Origin of the sequence: Paenibacillus sp. FSL L8-0638, from assembly GCF_038593075.1 — a bacterium.
Lineage (GTDB): Bacteria > Bacillota > Bacilli > Paenibacillales > Paenibacillaceae > Paenibacillus > Paenibacillus polymyxa_D.
This window is the reverse complement of the sequence record NZ_CP151960.1, coordinates 2,165,234-2,188,857: the sequence shown is the minus strand read 5'-3', so window position 1 is coordinate 2,188,857 and position 23,624 is coordinate 2,165,234. Positions and strand designations below refer to the sequence as shown.

Below are 23,624 nucleotides of genomic sequence, written 5' to 3'. Positions count from 1 at the left end.
GCAATTGTCACATTTACTTTGATCGTCAAACTAAGATAACGACACAAGGTCGTTTCATTTCATATGCACATGCTTTCACATGTACAATTCCGCCTGGCATAGCGGCATCACTTGTTATTTGGCGATGAGAACTCACCGGTGGATTCCGCTTTTTTGGAAGGAAAAAGGGCGTTCCACAAGTATCGTTTCATATATATTTTATTATTTGACAAATGGCATTGTCAAGGGAATGCAAACATTAGTAGAGTACCATGCAGCTTTCCATGTAATAACTAGCTCATCCTATCCGTTCATACTAGCCCAAGGTTCAGCAGCCGTTTGGCAATTATTCCTCCCACTGCAACAATTCCTCGTCATCTGAAGCAGCGTCATGCTCGGCCGCAGTGAGATGATTGACCACTCGGCGTGTCATATCCCCCGAATATCCGCGTCTCATGAGAAAAGGGTAGGTTTTCCTTTTTTTCTCCATTATATCACCACGTACCTGATTCCATTTCTTACGTCCGACCGTCAAAGCACTCTCCCACTCCTCATTATCGGTGATTTCACCTAACGCTTCCCCAATAGAGGCTTTAGAGATGCCTTTCTGACGGAGTTCTTGCCTAACCCACATCTTCCCCTTACGTTGGCTAGTTATACGCTGCCTTGCCCATTGGCGGGCGTACAAATCATCATCCACGAGTTGCTCCCTTTCCAGTCGGACCATTACTTCGTCAATAACAGACTGATCCAGTTCTTTTTGCACCAAACGCTGGGCAATTTCCTGACGTGTGCGAGGCTTTCGCCCCAAATATCGAAGCGCGAGTACATAGGCCTGTTGCTTTTCATCTGCCAGAACAATATCTTCCAGTTCTTTTTTGACGAATGACGTTCCTTTGAACATATTGTACTTGATCATTACATCTTCTAATACAGACAATGAATACGGGCCAAAATGAATGATATAGCGTCCACGTTTGCGTCCCTGTCCCTGCTCTACCCTAGTAATCATCAATTCCTCATGATCCGGAAAAAGAGAAATCTCTTGTTGCTTATTTGCTTCCGCAGAATATTCATCTTCATCGTCCAACTGCAATATGTTTCCCTCACTTTGAAATTCACGAAAGCAGTCTTTGGACAACTGCTACGCAAAAGTTAGATTCCGCTGACAAAGCAGCTTTAATTGATGCAAAAATGCCCTGCACAACTGTGCAGGGCATCAGAATCATGCTATTCAACCGGATTGTGCCATAACCCTGGCTCCAGTTCACAAATCAGGATTCACCAAGCTTTATTCAAGCTCCAACAATTCCTGTTCTTCCTTGGCTTGCTGTGCCAACTCTTCTTCTGTAGGCGGAGCAACCGTCGTAATCAAATTGCTTGCCACCCGAATTTTTTGCTCGATCGTACTAGCAATGTTCGGATTTTCCTTCAAAAATTGCTTCGCATTCTCACGTCCCTGACCAAGGCGCTCACCTTCGTAGGAATACCAAGCTCCACTCTTGTCGACAATGTCATGCTCCGTACCGATATCAATCAAGCTACCTTCTTTGGAAATGCCCTCACCGTACATAATGTCCACTTCAGCCTGACGGAATGGAGGGGCAACTTTATTCTTCACGACTTTAATACGTGTGCGGTTACCCACAATGTCGTTACCCATTTTCAAACTTTCAATACGACGAACATCCAAACGTACCGTAGAGTAAAACTTCAAGGCACGTCCACCTGGTGTTGTTTCAGGGTTACCGAACATAACACCTACTTTTTCACGTAGCTGGTTAATAAAAATAGCAATAGTTTTCGATTTGTTAATGGCTCCAGACAGCTTACGCAATGCCTGCGACATCAGACGTGCTTGAAGACCGACGTGGGAATCTCCCATTTCGCCTTCAATCTCTGCCTTCGGCACAAGTGCCGCTACGGAGTCAACAACTACAATGTCTACTGCTCCACTACGTACAAGGGCTTCGGCAATCTCAAGCGCCTGCTCTCCTGTATCTGGTTGCGATAGTAACAACTCATCAATATTGACACCCAGCTTGCTTGCATACGACGGATCAAGCGCATGCTCGGCGTCGATAAAGGCGGCTTGTCCGCCTGTTTTTTGCACCTCTGCGATAGCGTGAAGAGCTACTGTCGTTTTACCGGATGATTCCGGTCCGTATATTTCAATAACCCGGCCTCTTGGAAAGCCGCCCGTTCCTAACGCAATATCCAAAGCAATCGAACCACTGGGGATCGTTTCCACTTGCATGTGGGTAGACTCACCCAACTTCATAATGGAACCTTTACCAAATTGCTTTTCTATTTGACGGAGCGCCATATCCAGCGCAGCACGACGATCTGACAATAAACTCACATCCTTCATTGTTTGTACTTTAATAATACCTTGTTTTGACACGCTTGCCAAGCATTTTTTCGAACATACATTCGTTTTTTTTATTCACACAGCTCTCTTCTGTAATTACACCTGTCTCTTAAAACAAAAAAAGAACCGCTGGCAAAAGGCTTTGCAACGGTTCTTCCGATAAGGTGATTATATCATGAATATCTATCTAAAACAACTCTACGACCCACACTGTACATAAATGATTAAGAGAGTTTCTCGTTCTCTACCAGCCTGCGCCACAATCTGTACAGAATCGCTTTGACTGATCGCAGTCGGATTGTTTCGCGGTTACCACTCAGTCTCAGTTCATGTACTTCCGTTTCCTTGTCGCGTTCAGCAATGCCAATATACACTAGACCGACTGGCTTCCGTTCGGAATACCCAGGTCCGGCTACACCAGTAACTGAAAGTCCAAAATCGCTGTCCATGATCATTCTCGCCTGCTCTGCAAGCACAAGGGCCACTTCCTTACTCACTGCACCTGGCGCTTGATCCCCTTCCAAATAATCACAAGGCACGTTGAGTAATTTCATCTTCATTTCATTGGAATAGCACACGATGCCACCTTGAAACATAGTAGCACTGCCAGGTATAGAAGTGAGGTGTTCCATCAGCATTCCACCTGTACAGCTTTCTGCCGCACTCACAGTGAGTCCGCGATTGGCCATTAGATCTACGATAACCTTCTCCAGCGTAACATCTTCGCTTGCATACATAAATTCCGAAAGACGCTGCTGAATTTCTACTTCCGTAGCCGTCAGCTTAATCAATGCTTCACTTTCGCTGGCCGCCTTGGTGGATATACGGATCGTGACTTCCCCTTCCTTGGCATAAGGAGCAATCGTGGGGTCTGTCTGGGATTGGATCAGATCTAACAAACGGGTTTCAAGAGCTGACTCACCAATCCCTGCAAATTTTAGCATTTTTGAATAAATTGGCATTTCCTCACCGCTCAATGCCTGCTGAAGCAACCAAGGTTTGGCCTGGTTTGCAAACATCGGTTTGAGTTCCTTAGGAGGTCCAGGCAAAACTACATAAAATTTACCATCCTGTGCAATTGCGTCGCCCACAGCTAGCCCTGTCTCATTTTCAAGCGGAGTAGCACCTTCAATAGAAAGCGCCTGCCGGCGGTTATTTTCGGTTATTTCTACCCCACGGTTACGAAAAAATTGATCTAGCTTGTCCATTGCAAGACGATCTATGTGCAATTTTCGCCCCAATACAGACGCTATCGCATCTTTCGTCAAATCATCCTGGGTCGGTCCCAGACCGCCAGAAAATAAAATAATATCCGCACGCTTCTGAGCAATTCTTATGGCTTCCTGAAGCCGATCTATGTTATCGCCAACCACAGTCTGAAAATATACATCGATTCCAATTGTAGCCAACTCTTGTGACAAATATTGAGCATTTGTATTCACTATTTGTCCGAGCAATAACTCTGTTCCTACCGCAATTATTTCAGCTTTCATCAATTCTTCCTCCTGTACTGCGAATATGATGGGAATTATATAAAGAAACAGCAATAAGTTTAGTCCCTATTGCTGTTTCCATAAAATTTATACTGTTAAACCTTGGAGGAGCTCAGCAAATGGATATTTTTCACGAAATAATCAATACCCGAATAAATGGTGATCAACACCGCTGCCCATATCGCTATTAAATCAAACGGTATACCAAGAAAAACAAACGGGAAATTATTAATGAGCAGCGCTACTATAGCAACAATCTGAATGATCGTCTTTAATTTGCCCCAATTGCTTGCAGCAACCACAGACCCATCCAGCAAGGCAATCTGACGCAGCCCCGTAACCGCAAACTCACGGCTAACAATCACAACAACAATCCACGAATCAATTTTCCCCATTTCTACCAAGGAAACCAAAATGGCGGTTACCAAAAGCTTATCAGCAAGGGGGTCCAACAGCTTGCCCAAATTGGTGACCATATTATTTTTACGTGCCAAATACCCGTCAAGACCGTCCGTGCTGGCTGCTACAAGGAAAATGATAGCCGCAATCAGCTGATTATACGGCAGCTTGAAAGCTCCGATCTCAATCGGTGGCGGATAAAAATCAAAGTCCACCAGCAAAGCCAGCATCATCACCGGGATAAGGCAAATCCGCGTTATTGTAATTCTGTTGGGTAAATTCACAACACACTCTCCCCTGATTATCGTACTTGATTACAAATGGCAGTTTTCGGATTAAATTCAATCCTATGTAAATCGCTTTCGGCGAGCGCTATACACCTGAATTGTCTGCATTTTCGTTACAAGTATAATATGGCGCAAAACGCATGTCAAAATAACCTGCCGCACATCAAGCAACGTTTTTCCTGCAAAATATATGAGGGAAAACGTCTTTATTTCATGTTTGTAAATTGAAGCTCCAATGGCAAATCAGCTTTACGTAGCAATTGAATGATCGCCTGTAAATCATCCCTGTTTTTCCCGGTCACCCGGATTTGATCACCTTGAATCTGACTTTTAACTTTTAGCTTGGAGTCCCGAATAAGAATGTTAATTTTCTTGGCATTATCCTGATCAATTCCCTGCTTCAGCGAAAGACGCTGACGCACTGAACCTAGAGAAGCGGGTTCCAATTTGCCATACTCCACATTTTTGAGGGACAGACCTCGTTTGGCCATTTTAGATTGCAAAATATCAATCACCGCATTCAGCTTATATTCGTCTTCCGATGCAATCGTAAGAGCTTCTTTCTCAAGCTTGAGGCTACTTTTGCTATCCTTGAAATCAAATCGTGTTTCAATTTCACGCTCCGTCTGATGAACCGCATTTGTTAACTCCTGCATATCCATTTTGGAGACGATATCAAATGAATTTTCTGAAGCCATCGTTTCACTTTCCTTTCCACAACAAAGTTCAATATCTAATTATAGGCTAGTCATTTACAAAAATCCAATAATCGGTTGACTAAAAAGGCGTTCTTGCCAGTTTTCCTGACAAAAACGCCTTTATTTCATTTACGGTCAAAATATCTAATTATGGCTTCGTGTTGGAGTTCGGAACATATCCAAAAGTCCAAGCACAATGTGAGCAAGACCAAAGCCCAGTATGCCATAGCCCCATGCATTCGGTATCAGATAATAGCCCAGTAAACTGACAATTATACCGAGCCCAGTCACAATCCAGCTGACGGTCATAACGTATACACCTCACTTTGCGGAAAATGAAATGACTGCCTTTCCAGGAATTACAGTCATTAGTATTTCCTCGCACCAAGGCGTTTATTCACCATTAGTAGTTGTAGAATCTGTACCACTTTGTGCTGAATCCGTACTGCTACCTGTCGTAGAATCTGCAGGTAAACCCGTCACCCCTGCACTCGTTCCGGTCGAAGAGGCTTCTCCTTGCTGTATCAGTACACGAGTAGTCGATTTATTATCTGTTATCGGTTGACCTGCTACAGAAATATCTGTGGCAGAAGACCGCCCTGATTTGATATATAAACCTTCTGGACCAATATCGAAAGACATGGCATCTCCACTTTTAGTCATACCATAACTCAGCTTTTCTCCACGGGAATTTTCTCCCTTGTACACTTCAAGCCAGCTTTCACCCGTAGCTTTAATATCAACCTTGGCTGTGGCTCCCGTTGCACTGGAAACTTTAAAAATCGTCGTCTTGCCTTGCTTGCCGTCCTGTGCCACAGTTACACCTTGTTGTGGAGTAGTCGTATCCGGCTGCTGTCCAGTATTTGGAGTAGTAGCATCCGTATTCCCCGTACCATTTGGCTGAGTTTGCCCGGTTTGCCCCGCACCAGGAGTCTGCCCACCAGCACCATTTGGAGCCGTCGTTTGACCATTGTTCGGCTGTGTCGTAGTGGTATCAGGAGTAGACGTGTTTGGTGTTGTACTCGGTGTTGTATTTGGTGTAGTAATCGGTGTTGTGTTTTCTGCTGTTTTTGGAGTTGAATGGTTGTTGCTCACCCAATAAGCATAAATAACCCCAACAATGAGAACTAGAAAAAGCCACATTAACGCTGTAGGCAACCATTTAAGATTACCAATCGTGGCGGGACGGCTGGAGCGTTTCTGTGTAACAGGCTCCATGACTGCTTCCGGTTCAGGTTCAGGCACATTGCTTTGATGCCCTTCCAGAATCTCATCAGGATTCAACCCGACCGTTTCAGCGTATGTTTTAATAAAAGCTCTGACATAAAAGCTTCCCGGCAGCACTTTGTAATCGCCCGTCTCAATGGCTTCCAGATAACGTTTGCGTATCTTCGTCATTTCCTGAACATCGTCAAGGCTCAATCCTTTTTGCAGCCGGGCCTCCTTTAATTGCTGACCCAGTTCTGACATGTCATCATCTCCTTGTGTAATTACGCTTATTTAAAGATCTTCTGTATAACTGGCTGTAAAGGTATCATAAATAATTTCCTCAGCCGGATTATTGCGAAGTTCAATAATGATATTGAAATCGTCAAAGCTGTATCCCGACTCACGTACAAATACATCAGGATGCTCAATCACTTTAGTACTTGGCATGCTCATAATTTCCTGAAGCAGGTGATAATGTCTTTCATTTGACCGAATTGTACTCACAATACCATCAATAATAAACACATTGTTTGGGTTCATTTCTTCTTCAGAGAGCTGACTGCGTACCGTCTGTCGTAGTAGCGTCGAAGATACAAAAGTCCAACGCTTCATTGCGCATACACTACTGGCAATAATGGATTCCGTTTTGCCCACACGTGGCATCCCGCGAAGACCGATCACCTGATTGCCGTCCCTCTTTAATACTTCACCCAAAAAATCGACCAGCAACCCAAGCTCATCGCGTGTAAAGCGAAATGTTTTACGATCATCCGAATCCCGATCGATGTAACGGCCATGTCTTACTGCCAATATATCAACCAGCCTCGGAGCACGTAAGGCCGTGACTGTAATATTGCTCGCTTTTTTTAACGTGTCTCCGAGAATACGTATCTTCTCATCATCGTCTGTTTCAAGCAACATCCCCCGTCTTTCACCTTCAACACCGTTGATCGTCAGTATATTAACCCCCAGAATACCAAGCATGGAAGCAATGTCTCCCAGCAGTCCGGGTCGATTTTTATGTATCTTGTACTCCATGTACCACTGTTTCGTTTCTTCCGTCACGTTAGCACCTCATTCACATTCAAACCGTCAACAACTCCAAATCAAAGCATTATTGTATCATAAAATAACATCTTTCGACAAAACCAATTATTGAAATTTGATAGGCTGCATTGTGTTGTAAGCCTCAATCACGTTTATGATATATAAATTACAATGGAATTACAAGAACAGCTCTGTAACCATTACAGAAAAGCCCCCAAAAGGGAGCTTTTCATGTTGGTTCTTACTTATGCGTTGCTCTTGGCCAATTTAACCATTAGCCGGGCGATGGTGTGACGCTCGTCCTCATCGGCAACTCCCCACAGTTCTTTCAATGCGCGGTTGGAGTGGTTGGCTGGATCGACCTTCTCATCCAGAAAATCACCGATTTCATAAGCAAGCTCTGAAATGGTATCTTGGCTGATTCCCAGCTTCTCCGCTTGCTCTACACGCTGACCGAGGAACTTTTTCCAAACATCAAAATTCTGAACAACTGTTGACATACTTAAATCCTCCTTAGATGATTCAGATTTAAAATCAACAGTTGTAATATGCTCTTCTCAGACGCTTACTATACTGGTGGATTCCTCCAAGCGCTATTTCCCTTAAGTCACCCATCCTCCGTTAGGACTTATGACCTGGCCATTAATATAACCTGACTCAGGAAGCGCAAGAAAATAAACCAGGGATGATATCTCATCAGGTCGAGCCAATCGTCCGGCAGGAATTTCTTCTTCCAAACTGGTAATTTCGCCTTCATCTAAATGATCCAGCATCGACGTATTCACTGCACCTGGAGCTACTGCATTCACTGTCACCCCGGAAGGTGCTACTTCTTGAGCCAGCGCTTTAGTGAAAGCGTTAATGCCTCCCTTCGTGGTGGAATACAACACCTCGCACGAAGCGCCACATATCCCCCACACGGAGGAAACATTCACAATGCGGCCATAGCGTTGGGAAATCATATGTGGCATAAAAACCTGCGTACACAGAAAGGTTCCCTTAACATTGACTGCCATCACTTCGTCCCATTCCTCTTCCGAAACATCTGTCAACAGCCCATAATGAGATAATCCGGCGTTGTTCACAAGAATATCCGGCTTCATCCCGTGATTATCCAGCTTTTCCCGCATGCGTTCGATCTGCTCCTTGCTCCGCAGATCCGCTGACACGGTCATAACCTTGCCCGAATAAGCCATGCAACGACGGGCAACTTCATTTGCTTTTTCATGGGACTTCATGTAGTGAATGACCACATTCATCCCTACAGCTGCAAAACGCTCAGCAATAGCCGCACCAATTCCGCCACTCGCTCCTGTAATCAGCACAGTTGTATCGCCAATCGCTTTTAATTCTCCGCCCTCAGTGGTCATCGTTTCCCTCTCCCTGGACATTACGGACTCACCACTAGTGATATTGCGAGTTGATCCCACTGGATATGATCTTTCAGACGGCGATTTACATCCTCAAGCGTAATACTTTCATAAACCGGAAGCAGTTGGAAAAAATCACTGCCCCGGAAGCGATGTCTTGTAAATTCATGCGCAATATTTTCTGGTGAATTGAGTGTACGCAGATAACCACCGATTTTCTTTTTGCGTGCCCGTTCAAAATGTTCTGCTGCGAAGCCCTGCTTCTGGATGGACTCCACCTCTTCACGTATTCTCGCCAACAGCCGATCCGGGTCTTTGGTATCTCCACCGATTGCGGAAAATGCATATTGCTGCGTACTATTGTACTCATGGCCAAAACTGTCCGAAATCAGATCCTCATCGTAGAGCTTTTGATACAGTTGTGTACTGGAACCAAATAGGAGATCAAGCATCAGCTTGGTTTCCAGATCATGACGAAGCAATTCTTCACCCGTTAAGCCTACTTCAGCCTCCTTGAATCCAAACAGTAGCTTTGGCAGAGAAACGGCCAGCTTCACCTCACGACGTGGTTCTGCAACTGTAGTGGGTTCATCGTCGAAAATCCGCTCAATCTCTCCCTGCGGCTTATAGTCCTTTTTGGCCTGATTGTTACGTACCAGCTCTATTACTTCAGCTGGATCCACTCCTCCCACTACAAAAAGAATCATATTGCTTGGGTGGTAGAAAGCTTCATAGCAACTGTACAGCGTTTCCTTTGTAATCGTACTGATGGATTGAATCGTACCTGCGATATCAATATGCACCGGATGGACCTTGTACAACGCCTCGATCAGACCAAAGTAACTCCGCCAATCGGGGTTATCTTCATACATATTGATTTCCTGGCCAATAATGCCTTTTTCCTTCTCTACATTTTCATCTGTAAAGTAAGGATGTTGAACAAAATTGACCAGCGTGGTCAAATTTTCTTGAATACGCTCAGTTGCCGAAAACAGATATACGGTTTGATCAAAGCTCGTAAATGCGTTCGCCGATGCACCATTAGAGGAAAAGGTAGCAAAAATATCTCCTTCAGGCTCTTCAAACATTTTATGCTCCAAAAAATGGGCTATGCCATCCGGCACCTTTACGGGCTGTTGACCTTCTACGCGGAAATGATTATCAACCGAGCCGTATTTAGTCGCAAATGTGGCGTACGTCTTCTGAAAACCCGGTTTGGGCAACACATAAACGTGTAAGCCGTTATCCATTACTTCATAGTACAGCGTTTCCTGCAAATGCTCATAAGGTATATGCTCCACCGTTATTCCCCTTTCTGGTCTCTCAAGAAATAAATAGTGTCCAGTCGGAACGTCCGGGCGGCATCCTGAACATCCTGCACCTTGACTGCCTCCACCTGACTCAGCAGCTCATCTACCGTCCGCTCTTTACCGGAAAGCTGTCTGTTAAAATCATAGGCGATCATCTCAAAAGCGGAATCCTGCATCTCCTTCAGCAAGTTGCGAATCATCGCCTGCGTTTGGGTCATTTCCAGCTCAGTAATCGCTCCGTTTTGCGTATCTTCCAGTTGCTTGCGGATAATAGTAACCGCTTTTTCATAATTAGGAATTTCAATACCAGATTGAATCGTACCAATCCCTTTATGCCCGTCATACCGCGATGAAGCGTAATACGCCAAACTTTCCTTTTCCCTTACATTAACGAACAGCTTTGAATGCGGATACCCGCCCAGAATGCCATTGTACATCAGAGCGGATGCATAGCGATCGTCACCATACGTAATAGGGGTCCGCAATCCCATGTTGAGCTTGCCCTGGTTCACATCAAGACGTTCTACAACAGTTTGAACATCACGCTCTACCGACTTGGACTGTTCCGGAACATACCCTGCTTCCGCTGAACGGTTCAATTGAAAATAGCGATCAACAAACTTCTCAACTTCTTCTAGCGTCGTATCTCCCACAACGTATAAATCCATGCTGGCATGATTCAGCCATTCTCCATAAGCCTCATACAAGCTCTGTGCATCTATGCTGTCCAGATCAGATCGTTGACCAAGAGGGTGCAGACGATAAGGCTCATCTTTGCACATTTCCTCCATGCAGCGCTCACCAGCATAACGTATTTTATCGTTAACTATAGATTCCAGCTTCTTGCGCACATTTTCTCGTTCCTGCTGGACGTATCCAGTTTGAAATGCATCATTTTCCAATGCAGGCTTCGTCAGCACTTCTCCAAGGAAAGCAAACGAACGATCCAGCAAACTATCCGGACTGTTTACAAAGCTGTCATTAATCGTATCCATGCGAAATTGCACGATCTGATAATCTCCACGTTTATACACATCGAATCCGAAACCTGCGCCATACAATTGCTCTAACTGTTCTCTGAATTGTGTAGTCTGCGGATACGATTCTGTACCCCGGCGCAGAACGAAAGGTACCAGCCCCACTCGAGTTACGGTTTCCTCCCGTAGCGGAGTGCCTACATACAATGATATAGCAAACGTCTTAAAGCGCTTGGTCGGCAGTACATGAATCCTCAGTTGTCTGCGTGTGCCACGCTCGAAACCTGTTTTGTTCAAGTCCAAAACTCCTTTGTGACGTCAATTGGCGTCTAGCCTTTGATTAGCATTAGCTGCTGTAAATCGTCCTCCTGTAAAGAGGTAAAGTGTACCAATCTTTATTCTAACCATGCAAAAGCCAAGAAGCAACCGGAGACAAGCTCCCGGCTGCTTCGGCGTTTTACATGCAAAAAATATGTTCCCCGATGGTTTTCACCTGCGGACGGGTCCAAATCCATTTGGAGGTGGCTGTTTTTGGATTAAAATAATAGAGACATCCTCCGCTTGGGTCCCAGCCGTTCAGCGCCTGTCGTACTGCCTTCTGTGCAGTTTCATTCGGCGTAAGCCAGATTTGTCCGTCTGCTACAGCTGTAAAGGCCCCCGGCTGGAAAACCACTCCAGATGGTGTATTTGGAAAACTAGGTGATTTAACCCTGTTCAAAATAACCGCCGCCACGGCAACCTGCCCTTCAAAGGGCTCGCCACGGGATTCACCGTAGACCGCATTAGCCAAAATCTTAAGATCGTTTGCAGATAGTCCCATGGTGTTGGCCGATCCCATTGTTTCATCATTTTGATCCGCTTTATCATTATTGTCCGCTGTCTGTCCCTGAGCGGAACCTTGATTGTTACGATGCATAGGAGTTTCCGTTGGTTTCCAGTTAGGAGTAGCATTCACCAGCTTTAATTTCGTCTTTGCTCCGACCACTCCATCGGGACGGATACCAAATTCCTTTTGAAAACCTTTAACAGCTTTTAGTGTACTGCTGCCAAAATGGCTGTTCACTTTCCCGCCAAAAAAACCCAGCAATTTCAAACGTGATTGCAACTCATATACATCCTGACCGTAAGATCCAAAATCAACCGCTCCCGAGCTGAATGTCGGCTCGGATGGTTGCGCCGCTTGTACTTTCTGCTGTGTGCTGAGCGACTCTGCTTGCTGCTGTGCAGAGTCATTTTTAAAAAGTCCTGTGTACGTAATAGCCGAGGCTGCGAGGATACCCGTGCAAATCCAGACCATTGTCTTTTTCATATGCTGCGCTCTACCTTTCTTTTGTGGGATTAACAGGATGGCTACGTTTATTATGACAAGCTCCGCTTAAAGCTATTCACCCTTTTAATCTTCTTTCAGCAGGTAGTCGCCACACCTCAAAAAAACATCACAAAAAAACGCTGTTTGTGCACTTGGAGTTGTCATTTTGGAACAACTACCTTGCGAACGAACAGCGTTTTAATGTAGTGCTGGATAGAGATAATGCTTAGGAACTAACTTTATTTTGCTGATATTGTTCCATTGAGATAAGAACCTCACGGGGCTTGCTGCCCTCGTAAGGGCCGATGACTCCGCGAGCTTCCATGGAGTCAATCAGTCGAGCAGCACGTGTATAACCGATCCGCATACGGCGCTGAAGGAGCGAAACGGAAGCTTGTTTAGCCTCTAAAATGATGTTGACAGCCTGATCGTACAGTTCATCCAGCATTTCATCTGCATCAGCCGATACCTCTTCCACCTCCGGCACTAGCGTTTCATCATACTGCGCTTCACCCTGTTCACGTACGTAGTTAACAATATTTTCGACTTCTTGATCGCTCATGAACGCTCCCTGAACGCGGACTGGTTTAGAAGCACCCATTGGCATGAACAGCATATCACCACGTCCGAGCAGCTTCTCGGCTCCACCCATATCCAATATAGTACGGGAATCTACCTGCGAGGAAACGCCGAAGGCAATACGTGAAGGAATATTGGCTTTAATTACCCCGGTAATTACGTCAACCGAAGGTCTTTGCGTTGCAATGATAAGGTGGATGCCTGCTGCACGCGCCATTTGGGCAAGTCGTGCAATCGCATCCTCCACATCTCCCGCAGCTACCATCATTAAATCTGCCAACTCGTCCACAATAACGACGATGTAAGGCAGAAATGCATCCGGGTTATCTTTCATCAAATTATTGTATCCCTCAATATTACGGGTTCCTGATTTGGAAAATAACTCATACCTTTTTTCCATTTCGACTACAATTTTCTTCAATGCAAGTGAGGCACGCTTTGGATCAGTCACGACCGGAGCCAACAAATGTGGGATTCCGTTGTACACGTTCAACTCCACCATTTTAGGATCGACCATCAAAAATTTGACCTCATCCGGCTTTGCTTTGTACAAAATACTCGTGATGATCCCATTGATACACACTGATTTACCCGAACCTGTTGCCCCAGCTACAAGAAGATGGGGCATCTTGGCCAAATTACCGACAATCGTCTGTCCTGCAATATCACGTCCGAATGCAATAGACAAGCTGGAAGCTGACTCCTGGAAAACGGTTGTCTCCATTACCTCACGCATCGTTACAATGGAAACTTCATTATTCGGAACCTCAATTCCGATAGCAGATTTGCCAGGAATCGGAGCCTCCATACGGATATCTTTGGCAGCAAGCGCAAGCGCAATGTCATCCGTCAGACTCACAATACGGCTGACCTTCACTCCAATGTCCGGCTGAATTTCATAACGTGTTACGGCAGGGCCACGGACAACCTCCAGCACCTTCGCCCGCACACCGAAGCTTTCCAGCGTTGCTTCCAGTTTGCGTGCCGTTTGCATGTAATCCTTTTGTCCCATACCTTTGCCTGCATTTTGTGGTTTAGCAAGCAAACGAAACGATGGTAGCTTGTACGGTTTAGGCGGCGGCGGAGCCGGGATAGCTGTATGGGTACCTTCAACCTCTTCGCCTGCCACCCCAGTTGCAATCGTCTGAGCTTGTCCCTGGGCACCTTCTAATCTCCCCTGAATCGTAGTCGAATCATCCATATCCGTATTCGCATTGGCACCCACAAAGTCATCATCCAGGGATTCGCCAATAATGGAAGTTGCCTGCTCTGCCCCTGTCAGGGACTCTCCAAATTCAGCTTCCGGTCTTCTTTCCTCATGCTTTACTTGTTCGAAGAAATCCCTAATAATCGGCGACCTTTTTACCGGAATTGCAGCTTCCTGCTCAGCGTGTTCGACTATGTCAGACAGCTCTTCACTCTGGTTGCCGTTTCTCCACTGAGCCTGCGCGTCCTCAGCTTCATATGGAAGATCATGATCATCCTCATCCGTATCGACGGAATGCTCTTCCTTGTCCGCTTTATCTGAATTCTTAAGACCAAACAACTGAAAGAAAATCGGTTGTTTGCGTGCAGGAGGCTGCATTTCGTCAAAGTCATCATCCATGTCTTCCTCATAGGCAGGAATCGGCTCAGACTTGATCTTTCTATTTCCATTACCTTTGCTAGATGCCGAAAGCGGAGTAGCTTTACCAGTCCATTTTTTGCGCACACTTCCCCCAGCTGCTAGCAGCTTGGTCTTTACAATCCGCACCAAATCCACATAGGACAGTTGGGTCATCAGCATGAAACAAATGACGAACATAACAATCATGATCAGTTTAGCTCCCGTGAGACCAAACAGCCACAACAGAACAGTAAGCTGCAACGCGCCTACGTAACCCCCGCTGATATCCTTGTTCAGCATTGAGGAATGGCCCTGCTGATCAGGCGACAGCAACTGCTCGCGCATATCTATATGTATCTGGGTCATCACCCCGCCTGGCTGAAGCGCGTTGATCGGCCCCAAACGCTGCTCCATAGATGAAATAGAACTCATAAGTGTAAAGGCAAATACCAACAGGAGCAAACCCGTTTTACGCGAGTTCCACTGGTTCGGCCACTTGCGGTGAATCATCACCATCAGACCATAATAAATGCCAATCAGAGGGATAACAAAATAGAATTTCCCCAATACGAGCCCAAACATCTTGGATAGCGACCGACCAACTGCCGCTTCACCCGACAACGCAATGACCGCTAATGTAATCAGCACAATGCCGTAAATTTCAAATTTTAGAACTCCGCCAAATGCGGCTTTCTTTTTTCTTTTTCTTCTTCTGGACATACAAGGTCACCCCCCAGAAGAATATTATACCACGTCACCCGGTATCCGCACATATGTTCTTTTTCAGCAGTAAATGACCGATTTCTATACTATTCGACACCTTCTACGACCATTCGATGACTTGACCGGGTCCATAACGCGGATTCAGGTAGGCTTCCAGCGGGCAGTCCAACAACCGTACAATGATCCCCCGACGACTTTCAAGCGGCTGTACCTGCATAAGTAGACCGTCTACTCGAACCTCTGCAAGCTCCTCAGCCTCTTTCCACATCCCTTGCCACACCATTTCCATTGGCATTACAGTATATAATGTCATTGAGATAGCTCCCCGCTATGCTCCCCTGACAGTGTCTCTGTAGGAGTTCCTGTGGCACTGGGAATAAAAGGAGCATACGGAGCCTGCTGTTGGATCCCAGCGTTCCCGTTTTGCTGACGCCGCGTTTCAATAATGGTGTTCAGCTGTTTTAAAGCCTCTCCGATCCCTCCAACCGCGTCCATCAATCCATACTTCACTGCATCGGCTCCCCCAACCGCTGTACCAATATCGCGGTTTAACTCACCGGTTTTAAACATCAATTCCTTAAACTGCTCTTCTGTAATACGAGAATGAGAAACGACAAAGCGTACGACACGCTCCTGCATTTTTTCCATATATTCAAAAGTCTGTGGGACTCCAATGACCAGGCCGCTCATACGAATAGGATGAATGGTCATCGTCGCACTCTCCGCAATGTAGGAATAAGTGGAAGACACAGCAATCGGCACACCGATGCTATGCCCCCCGCCTATCACAATGGTCACCGTTGGTTTACTCATCGATGCGATCATTTCAGCAATAGCCAGTCCTGCCTCTACATCACCACCAACTGTATTCAGCAAAATCATTAATCCTTCGATACGAGGATTTTGTTCTGCCGCTACCAGTTGGGGAATAATGTGCTCATATTTTGTCGTTTTGTTTTGAGGCGGTAAAATGAGATGCCCTTCAATCTGACCGATAATCGTCATGCAAAAAATATTGGACTCGCCTCCAGGCATGGAGGTTTGACCCAGTTGCTGCAAAGCCTCCATAGCAGGTAACGCGGGTCTTTGCCCAATTTCTGGTTGATCTGGCGTTTCCGTTTCCTCGTTGCCAGATGATAGATTGCTGTATTGTTCCATATGGGTGATCTTCCTTTCGCTTTACGCATCTATATGACCCGTAGTCACCCTATAGTATGGGTTGTAAATGGAATATTTTATACCTACCCCCATTCTTTTCCTTGCCCTAGAAAATCAAAAAAGCCTCTCCTCCCGCGGAAACCGTCCAATATTTCCTGCGGGAAGAGAGGCGACTGTGTGCCTGTGACTTAAGTTTTTAATTCAGGTTTTTGAACAAATTTCAATTGAATCACACTTCCATTATAATTGGCAGGATCATCGGTCTGCGACGAGTTTGCTCATACAAGAAGCGACCCAGTGCATCCTTGACATTTGTCTTGAGGGAAGCCCATTCATTTACATTTTCACTCATGAGCTTATGCAGTGTACTTGAGACAATACGATTCGCTTCATCGAGCAAACCTTCCGATTCACGGACATAAACGAAACCGCGGGAAATGATATCTGGACCCGATTTAATCGTTCCGTCTTGCTTGCTCAGCGTGACAACCACCACCAAAATACCGTCCTGTGACAGCAATTTACGGTCGCGCAATACGATATTTCCTACATCCCCTACGCCTAGTCCATCAATCAGTACGTTACCTGCTGTAACTTTACCAGCTCTGCGTGCTCCGCCATTCTGAATTTCAATGACTTCACCGATATCCGTGATGAAGATATTTTCAGGCTCAATACCTACGCCTTCAGCAAGAAGGGCGTGACGACGTTGCATTCTGAACTCACCATGAATTGGCAAGAAGAACTTTGGTTTCATCAGATTCAGCATCAGTTTAAGTTCTTCCTGGCTTCCGTGTCCAGAAACGTGGATACCTGGATTAGCTGCGCTGTAATATACATTGGCACCCAGACGGAACAGTTCATCAATTGTGCGTCCAACGTATTTTTCATTACCCGGTACCGGAGTAGCTGCAATGATGACTGAATCCCCTGGAAGAATGTCAACCTTTCGATGTGTGGAACGAGCCATTCTTGTCAAAGCGGACATCGGTTCGCCCTGACTGCCTGTGCAGAGAATTACTACACGGTCCGCTGACATTTTGCCAACTTCTTCAGGCTCAATCAGCATTCCATCCGGAATTTCCAAATAGCCCAAGTCCGAAGCAATGCCTACGACATTAACCATGCTTCGACCAATAACTGTTACTTTACGTCCCGTTGCTTCAGCAGCATTAATTACCTGCTGAATACGATGTACGTTAGAAGCAAAGGTGGCTACGACCACACGCTGTCTCGACTTGCGGAAAATGTCTTCCAGCACAATACCAACGCTCTTTTCCGAAGGTGTAAAGCCCGGTTTCTCGGCATTCGTACTGTCTGACAAAAGAGCCAGTACGCCACGTGTGCCAATTTCAGCCATACGCTGCAAATCTGCATATTGTCCGTTCACCGGAGTATGGTCAAATTTGAAGTCACCTGTATGAACAACAGCGCCTTCAGGAGTATCAATACATACACCTACAGAATCCGGAATACTATGGTTGGTTCTGAAGAAGGTTGCTTTTAGTGTGGAACCCAGCTTGATTTCGGAATCAGCATTGATCAAAATACGTTTGGTTTCACCAAGCAAATTCGCTTCCTTCAGCTTGTTTTCCACCAATCCCAGCGTCAATTTGGTACCATATACTGGTACATTCAAATGTTTCAACACGTAAGGCAAACCGCCGATATGGTCCTCGTGACCATGAGTCAGCACAATGCCTCTTACTTTGTCGCGGTTCTCTGTAAGGTAGGAAATATCAGGAATAACGATATCAATGCCCAGCATGTCCTCTTCCGGGAATTTCAGACCGGAATCCACCACGACAATGTCATTGCCGTATTGAACGACATACATATTTTTCCCGATTTCACCGACGCCGCCCAAAGCGAAAATCATCAATTTATCGTTGTTTGTTTTTTTAGACAAATGAATCTAAACCTCCTATGGTAGTTGGACGTCGTACCTTGATTTGTTATTTAATTTTCAAAAAAATACCGCACCCAGTCACTTGACCCCATTATACATGATTAAAATACGAAAAAACAAGTCATCCTGTTCGTTACGCTAGGTTTCCCATTGCTGTCTCAAACCATTAGTATCTGTCATTTTATCTACATGCATGGTTAAAAGCACAGCAAAAAGGACGTCCTATAAGAACGCCCTTCATGCTGGAGGACCTTGTCAGACAATAAACTCTATCGGTTTTGTACCTACCGACTGCCCTTAACAAGGTTACTCCTTAGTATTAATTAATATCCTACATTCCTATTTGTCTTTAGCGGGTAAATAATTTCTTAATAAATTCCGCTTCATCCTCAGTTGGAGGAATGAGCGGCAACCGAACCGAACCAACCCTAATCCCCCGTAATTCCAATGCATATTTTACTGCCACTGGATTAGGCAGAGGATGAGGACAGCCAAACAAACCCTTGAAAATCGGGAACAACTGCTGATGCAACTTTGCTGCCTCCTGCGAGTGTCCTCCTACAAGTGAATCGATCATCTGCTTCATTTCAGCACCTACCACATGGCTCGCTACGCTGATAATACCATAAGCACCTACAGCCATAGCAGGCAACCCAGAAGCATCATCCCCGGAATAAACCAGAAAACCCTCTGGCGCTGCCGCTGCAATCTGTGTAACCTGCGCAAGTGATGCACATTCTTTGGTTCCCACAATATTTGGAATTTGTGCAAGACGCAGCGTTGTTTCAGCTGTTAGACTCGCTCCAGTACGGCTTGGAACATTATACAGTATAGCTGGAAGGGATGTGGAGTTTGCAATACTTTCGAAATGCTGATACATCCCTTCCTGATTCGGTTTATTATAATATGGCACTACCAGTAGAACACCATCTGCTCCTGCCTGCTCCGCGGCACGGGTTAGATGAATGGAGTGACGCGTATTGTTGCTGCCAGTCCCGGCAATAATTTTACATCGTCCAGCTGCTTTTTCTACAACAAAAGCAAACAACTTGATTTTCTCATCATCGCTCAGGGTAGGAGACTCTCCTGTTGTTCCAGATACAACAAGTGACTCTGAATGCTGTTCTTCTATTAAATAATCAATCAACGAGGACAATGCAGTCCAGTCAATCTCTCCTTGCTGATCAAAAGGTGTCACCATTGCGGTAATCAATCTGCCGAAGTTCACCATGCTGCCTCCTTTTTGCAAGTCCGAGCCCGGACCATGCACCTATTGATGGAGTTCAAATTTATTATGCAATGCGCGTACAGCCTGCACCATATCTTCTTTTTTAACAAGTACCCAGATCGTCGTGTTGGAATCTGCGGATTGAAGGATCTGTACGTCTGATTCTGCCAATGCCTCCACAATCGTCGCCATAATGCCCGGTACCCCGTTGATACCACCGCCTATGACAGAAACTTTAGCACATCCGGCCAGTATCTTAGGTTCTAGACCCAAACCGTTCAATACTTCAACCGCTTTGCTTCCATCATAATCGAACACAGTATAAACTGCCCCCGATGGCGTTACATTAATAAAATCAACGCTGATTCCATGTTCAGCCATAGATTTGAACACTTGTAATTGCAAGTGCTCCATACCCGGCTTTAATTCAACATTAATCTGAGTGACATTGCCAACATACGCAATACCGGTCACGAAACGGTCTACGATGTCTGCCTGCACGTCTTTAAAGCCTTCCGGATGGGTAACTAACGTACCTTCTCCTTCGGAGAAGGTAGAGCGAACACGGACCGGGATATTAGCCTGCATGGCGATTTCAACAGCACGAGGATGGATAACCTTTGCTCCCTGATGAGCCATATTACAAATCTCCGTATAGCTAACATGTGTAAGCGGCTTTGCGTTTTCCACAATGCGCGGATCGGCGGTCAATATACCATTCACATCCGTATAAATATCAACCATATCCGCATGTAGAGCAGAACCTAGAGCAGTAGCTGACGTATCGCTGCCTCCCCGACCCAAGGTAGTCATATCACCGTCTGCTGTTTGTCCCTGAAAACCTGTCACAATGACAACTCTGCCTTGGTTCAACTCTTCAACAACACGGTCTGGCTTTATATCCAAAATACGAGCATTGCCGTATTGATCATCCGTAATAAAGCCCGCCTGTGCCCCAGTTAGCACTGTAGCAGGAATACCTTCCTTCTCCATCAGGCTGCATAATGTAGCAGCAGAAATAATTTCACCACAGCACAGCAATAAATCCCGTTCGCGCTTCGGAAGACTGTCGCCGTTAGACACCGCCCAATCCAGCAGCGTGTCGGTGGCATAAGGCTCTCCTTTTCTCCCCATGGCCGACACAACAACAACCAATTGAAGATTTTGTTCCAGCTCCCTCTTCACATGTGCCAACACAAGTTTACGTGCTTCAGGTGTGGAAAGCGAGGTTCCTCCAAATTTTTGCACCAAAATACCCATTATTTTTCCCCCATATTGGAACGTTACTCCGCGTTTGCAGCAATAATTTCCGCGATTTGCACCGCGTTCCATGCCGCTCCTTTGAGCAGATTGTCGGATACGACCCACAAATTCAATCCACGGCTATTGCCCAAATCACGGCGTACACGCCCCACAAATACGTCAGGTTTTCCTGCAGCTTCAGATGCCAGTGGATAAAGCTGAGCAGCAGGATCGTCCACTAGCGTTACTCCCGGTGCTGAAGCCAGCAAATTACGGATTTCTTCTAAATCATAATCTTTTTTAAGTTCTACATATACAGATTCCGAGTGACCATATACAACAGGAATACGTACACACGTTGCTGTTACGTCCACAGATTCGTCACCCAGTATTTTTTTCGTTTCACGTACCATTTTCATTTCTTCCAGTGTATAACCATTGTCCTGGAATTTATCAATTTGCGGAATAGCATTGAAAGCAATCTGATGTTTTACTGGCAACGAGCCTACTGGCAACAGATCAGGCTGAACTTCATCACCGTTAAGAATCGCTGCGCTTTGACGATTCAATTCATCAATAGCTCGGCTTCCAGCCCCGGAAACGGCCTGGTATGTGGATACTATGATACGAGAAATGCCATACTGATCATATAATGGTTTCAAAGCAGCTACCATCTGAATGGTGGAGCAGTTCGGGTTCGCAATAATGCCTTGATGCTCGGCAATTTTGTCGCTGTTCACCTCAGGCACTACAAGAGGAGCTGTCGGATCCATTCGGAATGCATTGGTGTTGTCAATGCAAACTGCCCCATGACGAACAGCATGCGGCGCCAATTCCTTACTTACGTCTCCACCTGCACTAAACAAAGCAATGTCGATTCCCTCAAAGCTGTCGGGGGTAGCAATCTCTACTGGAATTTGCTGACCTTTAAAGCTAATTAACGTGCCGGCAGAACGAGGCGAAGAAAGAAATTTGATTTTGTCCACAGGAAAATCCCGTTTTTCCAGCAGATTTACGATCTGTTCTCCTACAGCGCCTGTCGCTCCAACGACAGCTACATTAAACATTCTATTGCTCATCTGGTATATCTCCCCTTCTCGACTAAAAAACCATTTTTTATTCTGAAAGCATCCACCGCCAACAAGAAATTAGACCCGATACAATATCGAATCATCTTCTAGGCGAGGGATGCTCAGCAGTTAACTATAATACTTCATGGGGTCTTGCGTTCCACAATCATCGGCTGAAGCTGTTTGCCCTGCAATGCTTCATAAGCAGCCTCCGGAATCAACTCCATGTTAGCTACAAGCGAGTTCGGCTTTTTAACTGGATTGTCCTGTCCGAACGGTACAAAAAAGATATTTTTGGCTACGAGTAATTTGGCGATATTGGCAGCATTTAGACCCAGTCCATCATTAGTAGATATGGCTAAAAGAAGTGGACGGCCGTTGCGCAATTGCGCCTTGGCAGCCATCAAAACCGGACTGTCTGTCATCGCATTCGCTAACTTACTCATCGAATTCCCCGTCAAAGGTGCAATCACCAGCACATCGAGTATTTGGGAGGGACCCAGTGGCTCAGCCTCCACAATTGTAGAAATGATATCATTCCCTGTTATATCTTTCAACTGTTTTTGCCAACTTTGCGAAGTACCAAAGCGAGTATCCGTTGTTAGCACTGTATTGGATATAATAGGGACGACCTTTGCACCCTCATCAACAAAGCGCTGTATAACAGGCATTACCTCTTCAAATGTGCAATGTGAGCCTGTAATTGCATAACCTACTGTTTTCCCTTGCCAACTCATTGTGCATCCCCCCGATCAGGATTATCTTCCATTAACAACTGCACCAGCGTATTCGCTATAATGGCACCAGCAGTTTTGGGAGCAACAATACCGGGAAGACCAGGGGCAAGCATAGCCTTGATTCCACGCTTTTCCGCATAACGGAAATCACATCCGCCCGGGGCGGAAGCAAGATCTATAATCACGGTGCTCAATGGTAATTTAGACAGGATTTGCGCTGTGATAATCATAGAGGGTATCGTATTAAAAATCAAGTCAACTCCCTTTGTCTCATGTGCTAAATCCCTTGTCATAAAAGGCTTCCAACCCATTTCCACGGCTCTCGCTGCATCCTCTGCCCGCCGTACTCCAACCTTCACTCTAGCTCCCAATCCCTGTAGTGCCCTTGCCATGGTAAATCCAGTCCGTCCCATGCCTAGAACCATACAATCTGCACCGTGAATCGTAAAATCAGTATGCTGAATGGCCATCATCAGTGCGCCTTCGGCCGTAGGTATAGAGTTGTATATGGCCACATCATCTCGCTCCAGCAGCTCTACCAGCTTTAACTCATGTCTGGTACAAATTTCTTTTAAGTACGTCCGCGCCATTCCTGTATATACAATACAATGAGGTGGAAGAGCAGCAGCATGCTCATTCAGGAACTGAAGCTTCTGTGCTCCGAAAAGTGCATTTACGTTGCCTTCCTCATCGCATCCCACCACCGGCAAAATCAATGCATCTGACGATTCCAGCAGCTTGACAGACAGTGGTTCTAGTGTCACTCCTTTGAGTGGTACTTCAAGCTTGTCAAAACCGACCACACTGACGGTAGCATCCATGTCCACACATTTACGGATTACCTCAAGCTGCCTCGCATCGCCACCCAAAACAACGACGCGTATTCCTGTTAGCATCCGGATCACTCCTTTCCGAGACACGAT

22 protein-coding genes are annotated in these 23,624 nt (G+C 45.7%); all 22 read right to left on the bottom strand.

What is annotated here, in order from left to right; translation table 11 throughout:
* Positions 1 to 325: 325 nt before the first annotated feature.
* The 22 genes from MKY35_RS10055 to dpsA all read right to left on the bottom strand — a co-directional run bounded on the left by MKY35_RS10055 (position 326) and on the right by dpsA (position 23,597).
* Positions 326 to 1,075, bottom strand: coding sequence for a RecX family transcriptional regulator (locus MKY35_RS10055; RefSeq protein WP_342446255.1), 750 nt, complete (start codon positions 1,073 to 1,075; stop codon positions 326 to 328).
* 195 nt (positions 1,076 to 1,270) lie between these two features.
* Positions 1,271 to 2,332, bottom strand: a complete 1,062-nt coding sequence (recA, locus tag MKY35_RS10050; protein WP_023988239.1) for a recombinase RecA — start codon at positions 2,330 to 2,332, stop codon at positions 1,271 to 1,273.
* Positions 2,333 to 2,574: 242 nt separating this feature from the next.
* Entirely contained in the window at positions 2,575 to 3,843 is a 1,269-nt protein-coding gene (locus MKY35_RS10045; RefSeq protein WP_342446254.1) for a competence/damage-inducible protein A, read from the bottom strand.
* A gap of 95 nt (positions 3,844 to 3,938) precedes the next feature.
* Entirely contained in the window at positions 3,939 to 4,526 is a 588-nt protein-coding gene (gene pgsA / locus MKY35_RS10040) for a CDP-diacylglycerol--glycerol-3-phosphate 3-phosphatidyltransferase (RefSeq protein ID WP_013309954.1), read from the bottom strand.
* Positions 4,527 to 4,735: 209 nt separating this feature from the next.
* A complete protein-coding gene (locus MKY35_RS10035) occupies positions 4,736 to 5,227 on the bottom strand; it encodes a YajQ family cyclic di-GMP-binding protein (protein ID WP_013309953.1) in 492 nt (163 codons plus the stop codon).
* 144 nt (positions 5,228 to 5,371) lie between these two features.
* Positions 5,372 to 5,536: a hypothetical protein gene (locus MKY35_RS10030; RefSeq protein WP_342446253.1), complete on the bottom strand. Its 165-nt coding sequence runs from the start codon at positions 5,534 to 5,536 to the stop codon at positions 5,372 to 5,374.
* Between the two features lie 84 nt (positions 5,537 to 5,620).
* Positions 5,621 to 6,697, bottom strand: a complete 1,077-nt coding sequence (locus MKY35_RS10025; RefSeq protein ID WP_342446252.1) for a RodZ domain-containing protein — start codon at positions 6,695 to 6,697, stop codon at positions 5,621 to 5,623.
* Between the two features lie 30 nt (positions 6,698 to 6,727).
* Positions 6,728 to 7,501, bottom strand: coding sequence for a DUF3388 domain-containing protein (locus tag MKY35_RS10020; RefSeq protein WP_013370747.1), 774 nt, complete (start codon positions 7,499 to 7,501; stop codon positions 6,728 to 6,730).
* Positions 7,502 to 7,728: 227 nt separating this feature from the next.
* Complete coding sequence (locus tag MKY35_RS10015; protein ID WP_013309950.1) at positions 7,729 to 7,983, bottom strand: DUF3243 domain-containing protein; 255 nt, start codon at positions 7,981 to 7,983, stop codon at positions 7,729 to 7,731.
* Positions 7,984 to 8,085: 102 nt separating this feature from the next.
* Positions 8,086 to 8,853 (bottom strand): 3-oxoacyl-ACP reductase FabG, encoded by a 768-nt coding sequence (gene fabG, locus MKY35_RS10010; protein WP_029517039.1) that lies wholly within the window; start codon positions 8,851 to 8,853, stop codon positions 8,086 to 8,088.
* Positions 8,854 to 8,873: 20 nt separating this feature from the next.
* On the bottom strand, positions 8,874 to 10,154 hold the full coding sequence (locus MKY35_RS10005; RefSeq protein ID WP_165147547.1) for a pitrilysin family protein: 1,281 nt from the start codon (positions 10,152 to 10,154) through the stop codon (positions 8,874 to 8,876).
* A gap of 2 nt (positions 10,155 to 10,156) precedes the next feature.
* A complete protein-coding gene (locus MKY35_RS10000; protein ID WP_342446251.1) occupies positions 10,157 to 11,437 on the bottom strand; it encodes a pitrilysin family protein in 1,281 nt (426 codons plus the stop codon).
* 160 nt (positions 11,438 to 11,597) lie between these two features.
* Complete coding sequence (gene sleB / locus MKY35_RS09995; RefSeq protein ID WP_342446250.1) at positions 11,598 to 12,449, bottom strand: spore cortex-lytic enzyme; 852 nt, start codon at positions 12,447 to 12,449, stop codon at positions 11,598 to 11,600.
* A gap of 226 nt (positions 12,450 to 12,675) precedes the next feature.
* Positions 12,676 to 15,354: a DNA translocase FtsK 4TM domain-containing protein gene (locus MKY35_RS09990; protein ID WP_342446249.1), complete on the bottom strand. Its 2,679-nt coding sequence runs from the start codon at positions 15,352 to 15,354 to the stop codon at positions 12,676 to 12,678.
* 103 nt (positions 15,355 to 15,457) lie between these two features.
* The gene (locus MKY35_RS09985; RefSeq protein WP_023988229.1) at positions 15,458 to 15,670 is read right to left on the bottom strand and encodes a YlzJ-like family protein; all 213 of its coding nucleotides are present in this window, start codon (positions 15,668 to 15,670) and stop codon (positions 15,458 to 15,460) included.
* A complete protein-coding gene (locus MKY35_RS09980) occupies positions 15,667 to 16,515 on the bottom strand; it encodes an ATP-dependent Clp protease proteolytic subunit (RefSeq protein WP_029517034.1) in 849 nt (282 codons plus the stop codon). The genes MKY35_RS09985 and MKY35_RS09980 overlap by 4 nt, the downstream gene beginning before the upstream one ends.
* A gap of 229 nt (positions 16,516 to 16,744) precedes the next feature.
* Positions 16,745 to 18,424 (bottom strand): ribonuclease J, encoded by a 1,680-nt coding sequence (locus MKY35_RS09975; RefSeq protein ID WP_013309942.1) that lies wholly within the window; start codon positions 18,422 to 18,424, stop codon positions 16,745 to 16,747.
* A gap of 349 nt (positions 18,425 to 18,773) precedes the next feature.
* Positions 18,774 to 19,655, bottom strand: a complete 882-nt coding sequence (gene dapA, locus MKY35_RS09970; protein ID WP_029517033.1) for a 4-hydroxy-tetrahydrodipicolinate synthase — start codon at positions 19,653 to 19,655, stop codon at positions 18,774 to 18,776.
* A 39-nt stretch (positions 19,656 to 19,694) separates the two neighbouring features.
* Entirely contained in the window at positions 19,695 to 20,912 is a 1,218-nt protein-coding gene (dapG, locus tag MKY35_RS09965; protein ID WP_039273594.1) for an aspartate kinase, read from the bottom strand.
* Positions 20,913 to 20,935: 23 nt separating this feature from the next.
* On the bottom strand, positions 20,936 to 21,973 hold the full coding sequence (locus MKY35_RS09960) for an aspartate-semialdehyde dehydrogenase (protein ID WP_342446248.1): 1,038 nt from the start codon (positions 21,971 to 21,973) through the stop codon (positions 20,936 to 20,938).
* Positions 21,974 to 22,107: 134 nt separating this feature from the next.
* On the bottom strand, positions 22,108 to 22,701 hold the full coding sequence (locus MKY35_RS09955) for a dipicolinate synthase subunit B (RefSeq protein WP_029517031.1): 594 nt from the start codon (positions 22,699 to 22,701) through the stop codon (positions 22,108 to 22,110).
* A complete protein-coding gene (gene dpsA / locus MKY35_RS09950) occupies positions 22,698 to 23,597 on the bottom strand; it encodes a dipicolinate synthase subunit DpsA (protein WP_029517030.1) in 900 nt (299 codons plus the stop codon). Before dpsA ends, MKY35_RS09955 begins: the two co-directional genes overlap by 4 nt.
* Positions 23,598 to 23,624: the final 27 nt, after the last annotated feature.

Bases quoted from the DNA above. Each gene is read 5' to 3' on its own strand.
- dapG (WP_039273594.1), bottom strand. From the start codon at position 20,912: ATGGGTATTTTGGTGCAAAAATTTGGAGGAACCTCGCTTTCCACACCT.
- MKY35_RS10015 (WP_013309950.1), bottom strand. From the start codon at position 7,983: ATGTCAACAGTTGTTCAGAATTTTGATGTTTGGAAAAAGTTCCTCGGT.
- MKY35_RS09990 (WP_342446249.1), bottom strand. From the start codon at position 15,354: ATGTCCAGAAGAAGAAAAAGAAAAAAGAAAGCCGCATTTGGCGGAGTT.
- sleB (WP_342446250.1), bottom strand. From the start codon at position 12,449: ATGAAAAAGACAATGGTCTGGATTTGCACGGGTATCCTCGCAGCCTCG.
- dapA (WP_029517033.1), bottom strand. From the start codon at position 19,655: ATGGTGAACTTCGGCAGATTGATTACCGCAATGGTGACACCTTTTGAT.
- MKY35_RS09955 (WP_029517031.1), bottom strand. From the start codon at position 22,701: ATGAGTTGGCAAGGGAAAACAGTAGGTTATGCAATTACAGGCTCACAT.
- MKY35_RS10035 (WP_013309953.1), bottom strand. From the start codon at position 5,227: ATGGCTTCAGAAAATTCATTTGATATCGTCTCCAAAATGGATATGCAG.
- fabG (WP_029517039.1), bottom strand. From the start codon at position 8,853: ATGACCACTGAGGGCGGAGAATTAAAAGCGATTGGCGATACAACTGTG.
- MKY35_RS09960 (WP_342446248.1), bottom strand. From the start codon at position 21,973: ATGAGCAATAGAATGTTTAATGTAGCTGTCGTTGGAGCGACAGGCGCT.
- MKY35_RS10030 (WP_342446253.1), bottom strand. From the start codon at position 5,536: ATGACCGTCAGCTGGATTGTGACTGGGCTCGGTATAATTGTCAGTTTA.
- MKY35_RS10045 (WP_342446254.1), bottom strand. From the start codon at position 3,843: ATGAAAGCTGAAATAATTGCGGTAGGAACAGAGTTATTGCTCGGACAA.
- MKY35_RS09980 (WP_029517034.1), bottom strand. From the start codon at position 16,515: ATGGAACAATACAGCAATCTATCATCTGGCAACGAGGAAACGGAAACG.
- MKY35_RS09985 (WP_023988229.1), bottom strand. From the start codon at position 15,670: ATGACATTATATACTGTAATGCCAATGGAAATGGTGTGGCAAGGGATG.
- dpsA (WP_029517030.1), bottom strand. From the start codon at position 23,597: ATGCTAACAGGAATACGCGTCGTTGTTTTGGGTGGCGATGCGAGGCAG.
- MKY35_RS10025 (WP_342446252.1), bottom strand. From the start codon at position 6,697: ATGTCAGAACTGGGTCAGCAATTAAAGGAGGCCCGGCTGCAAAAAGGA.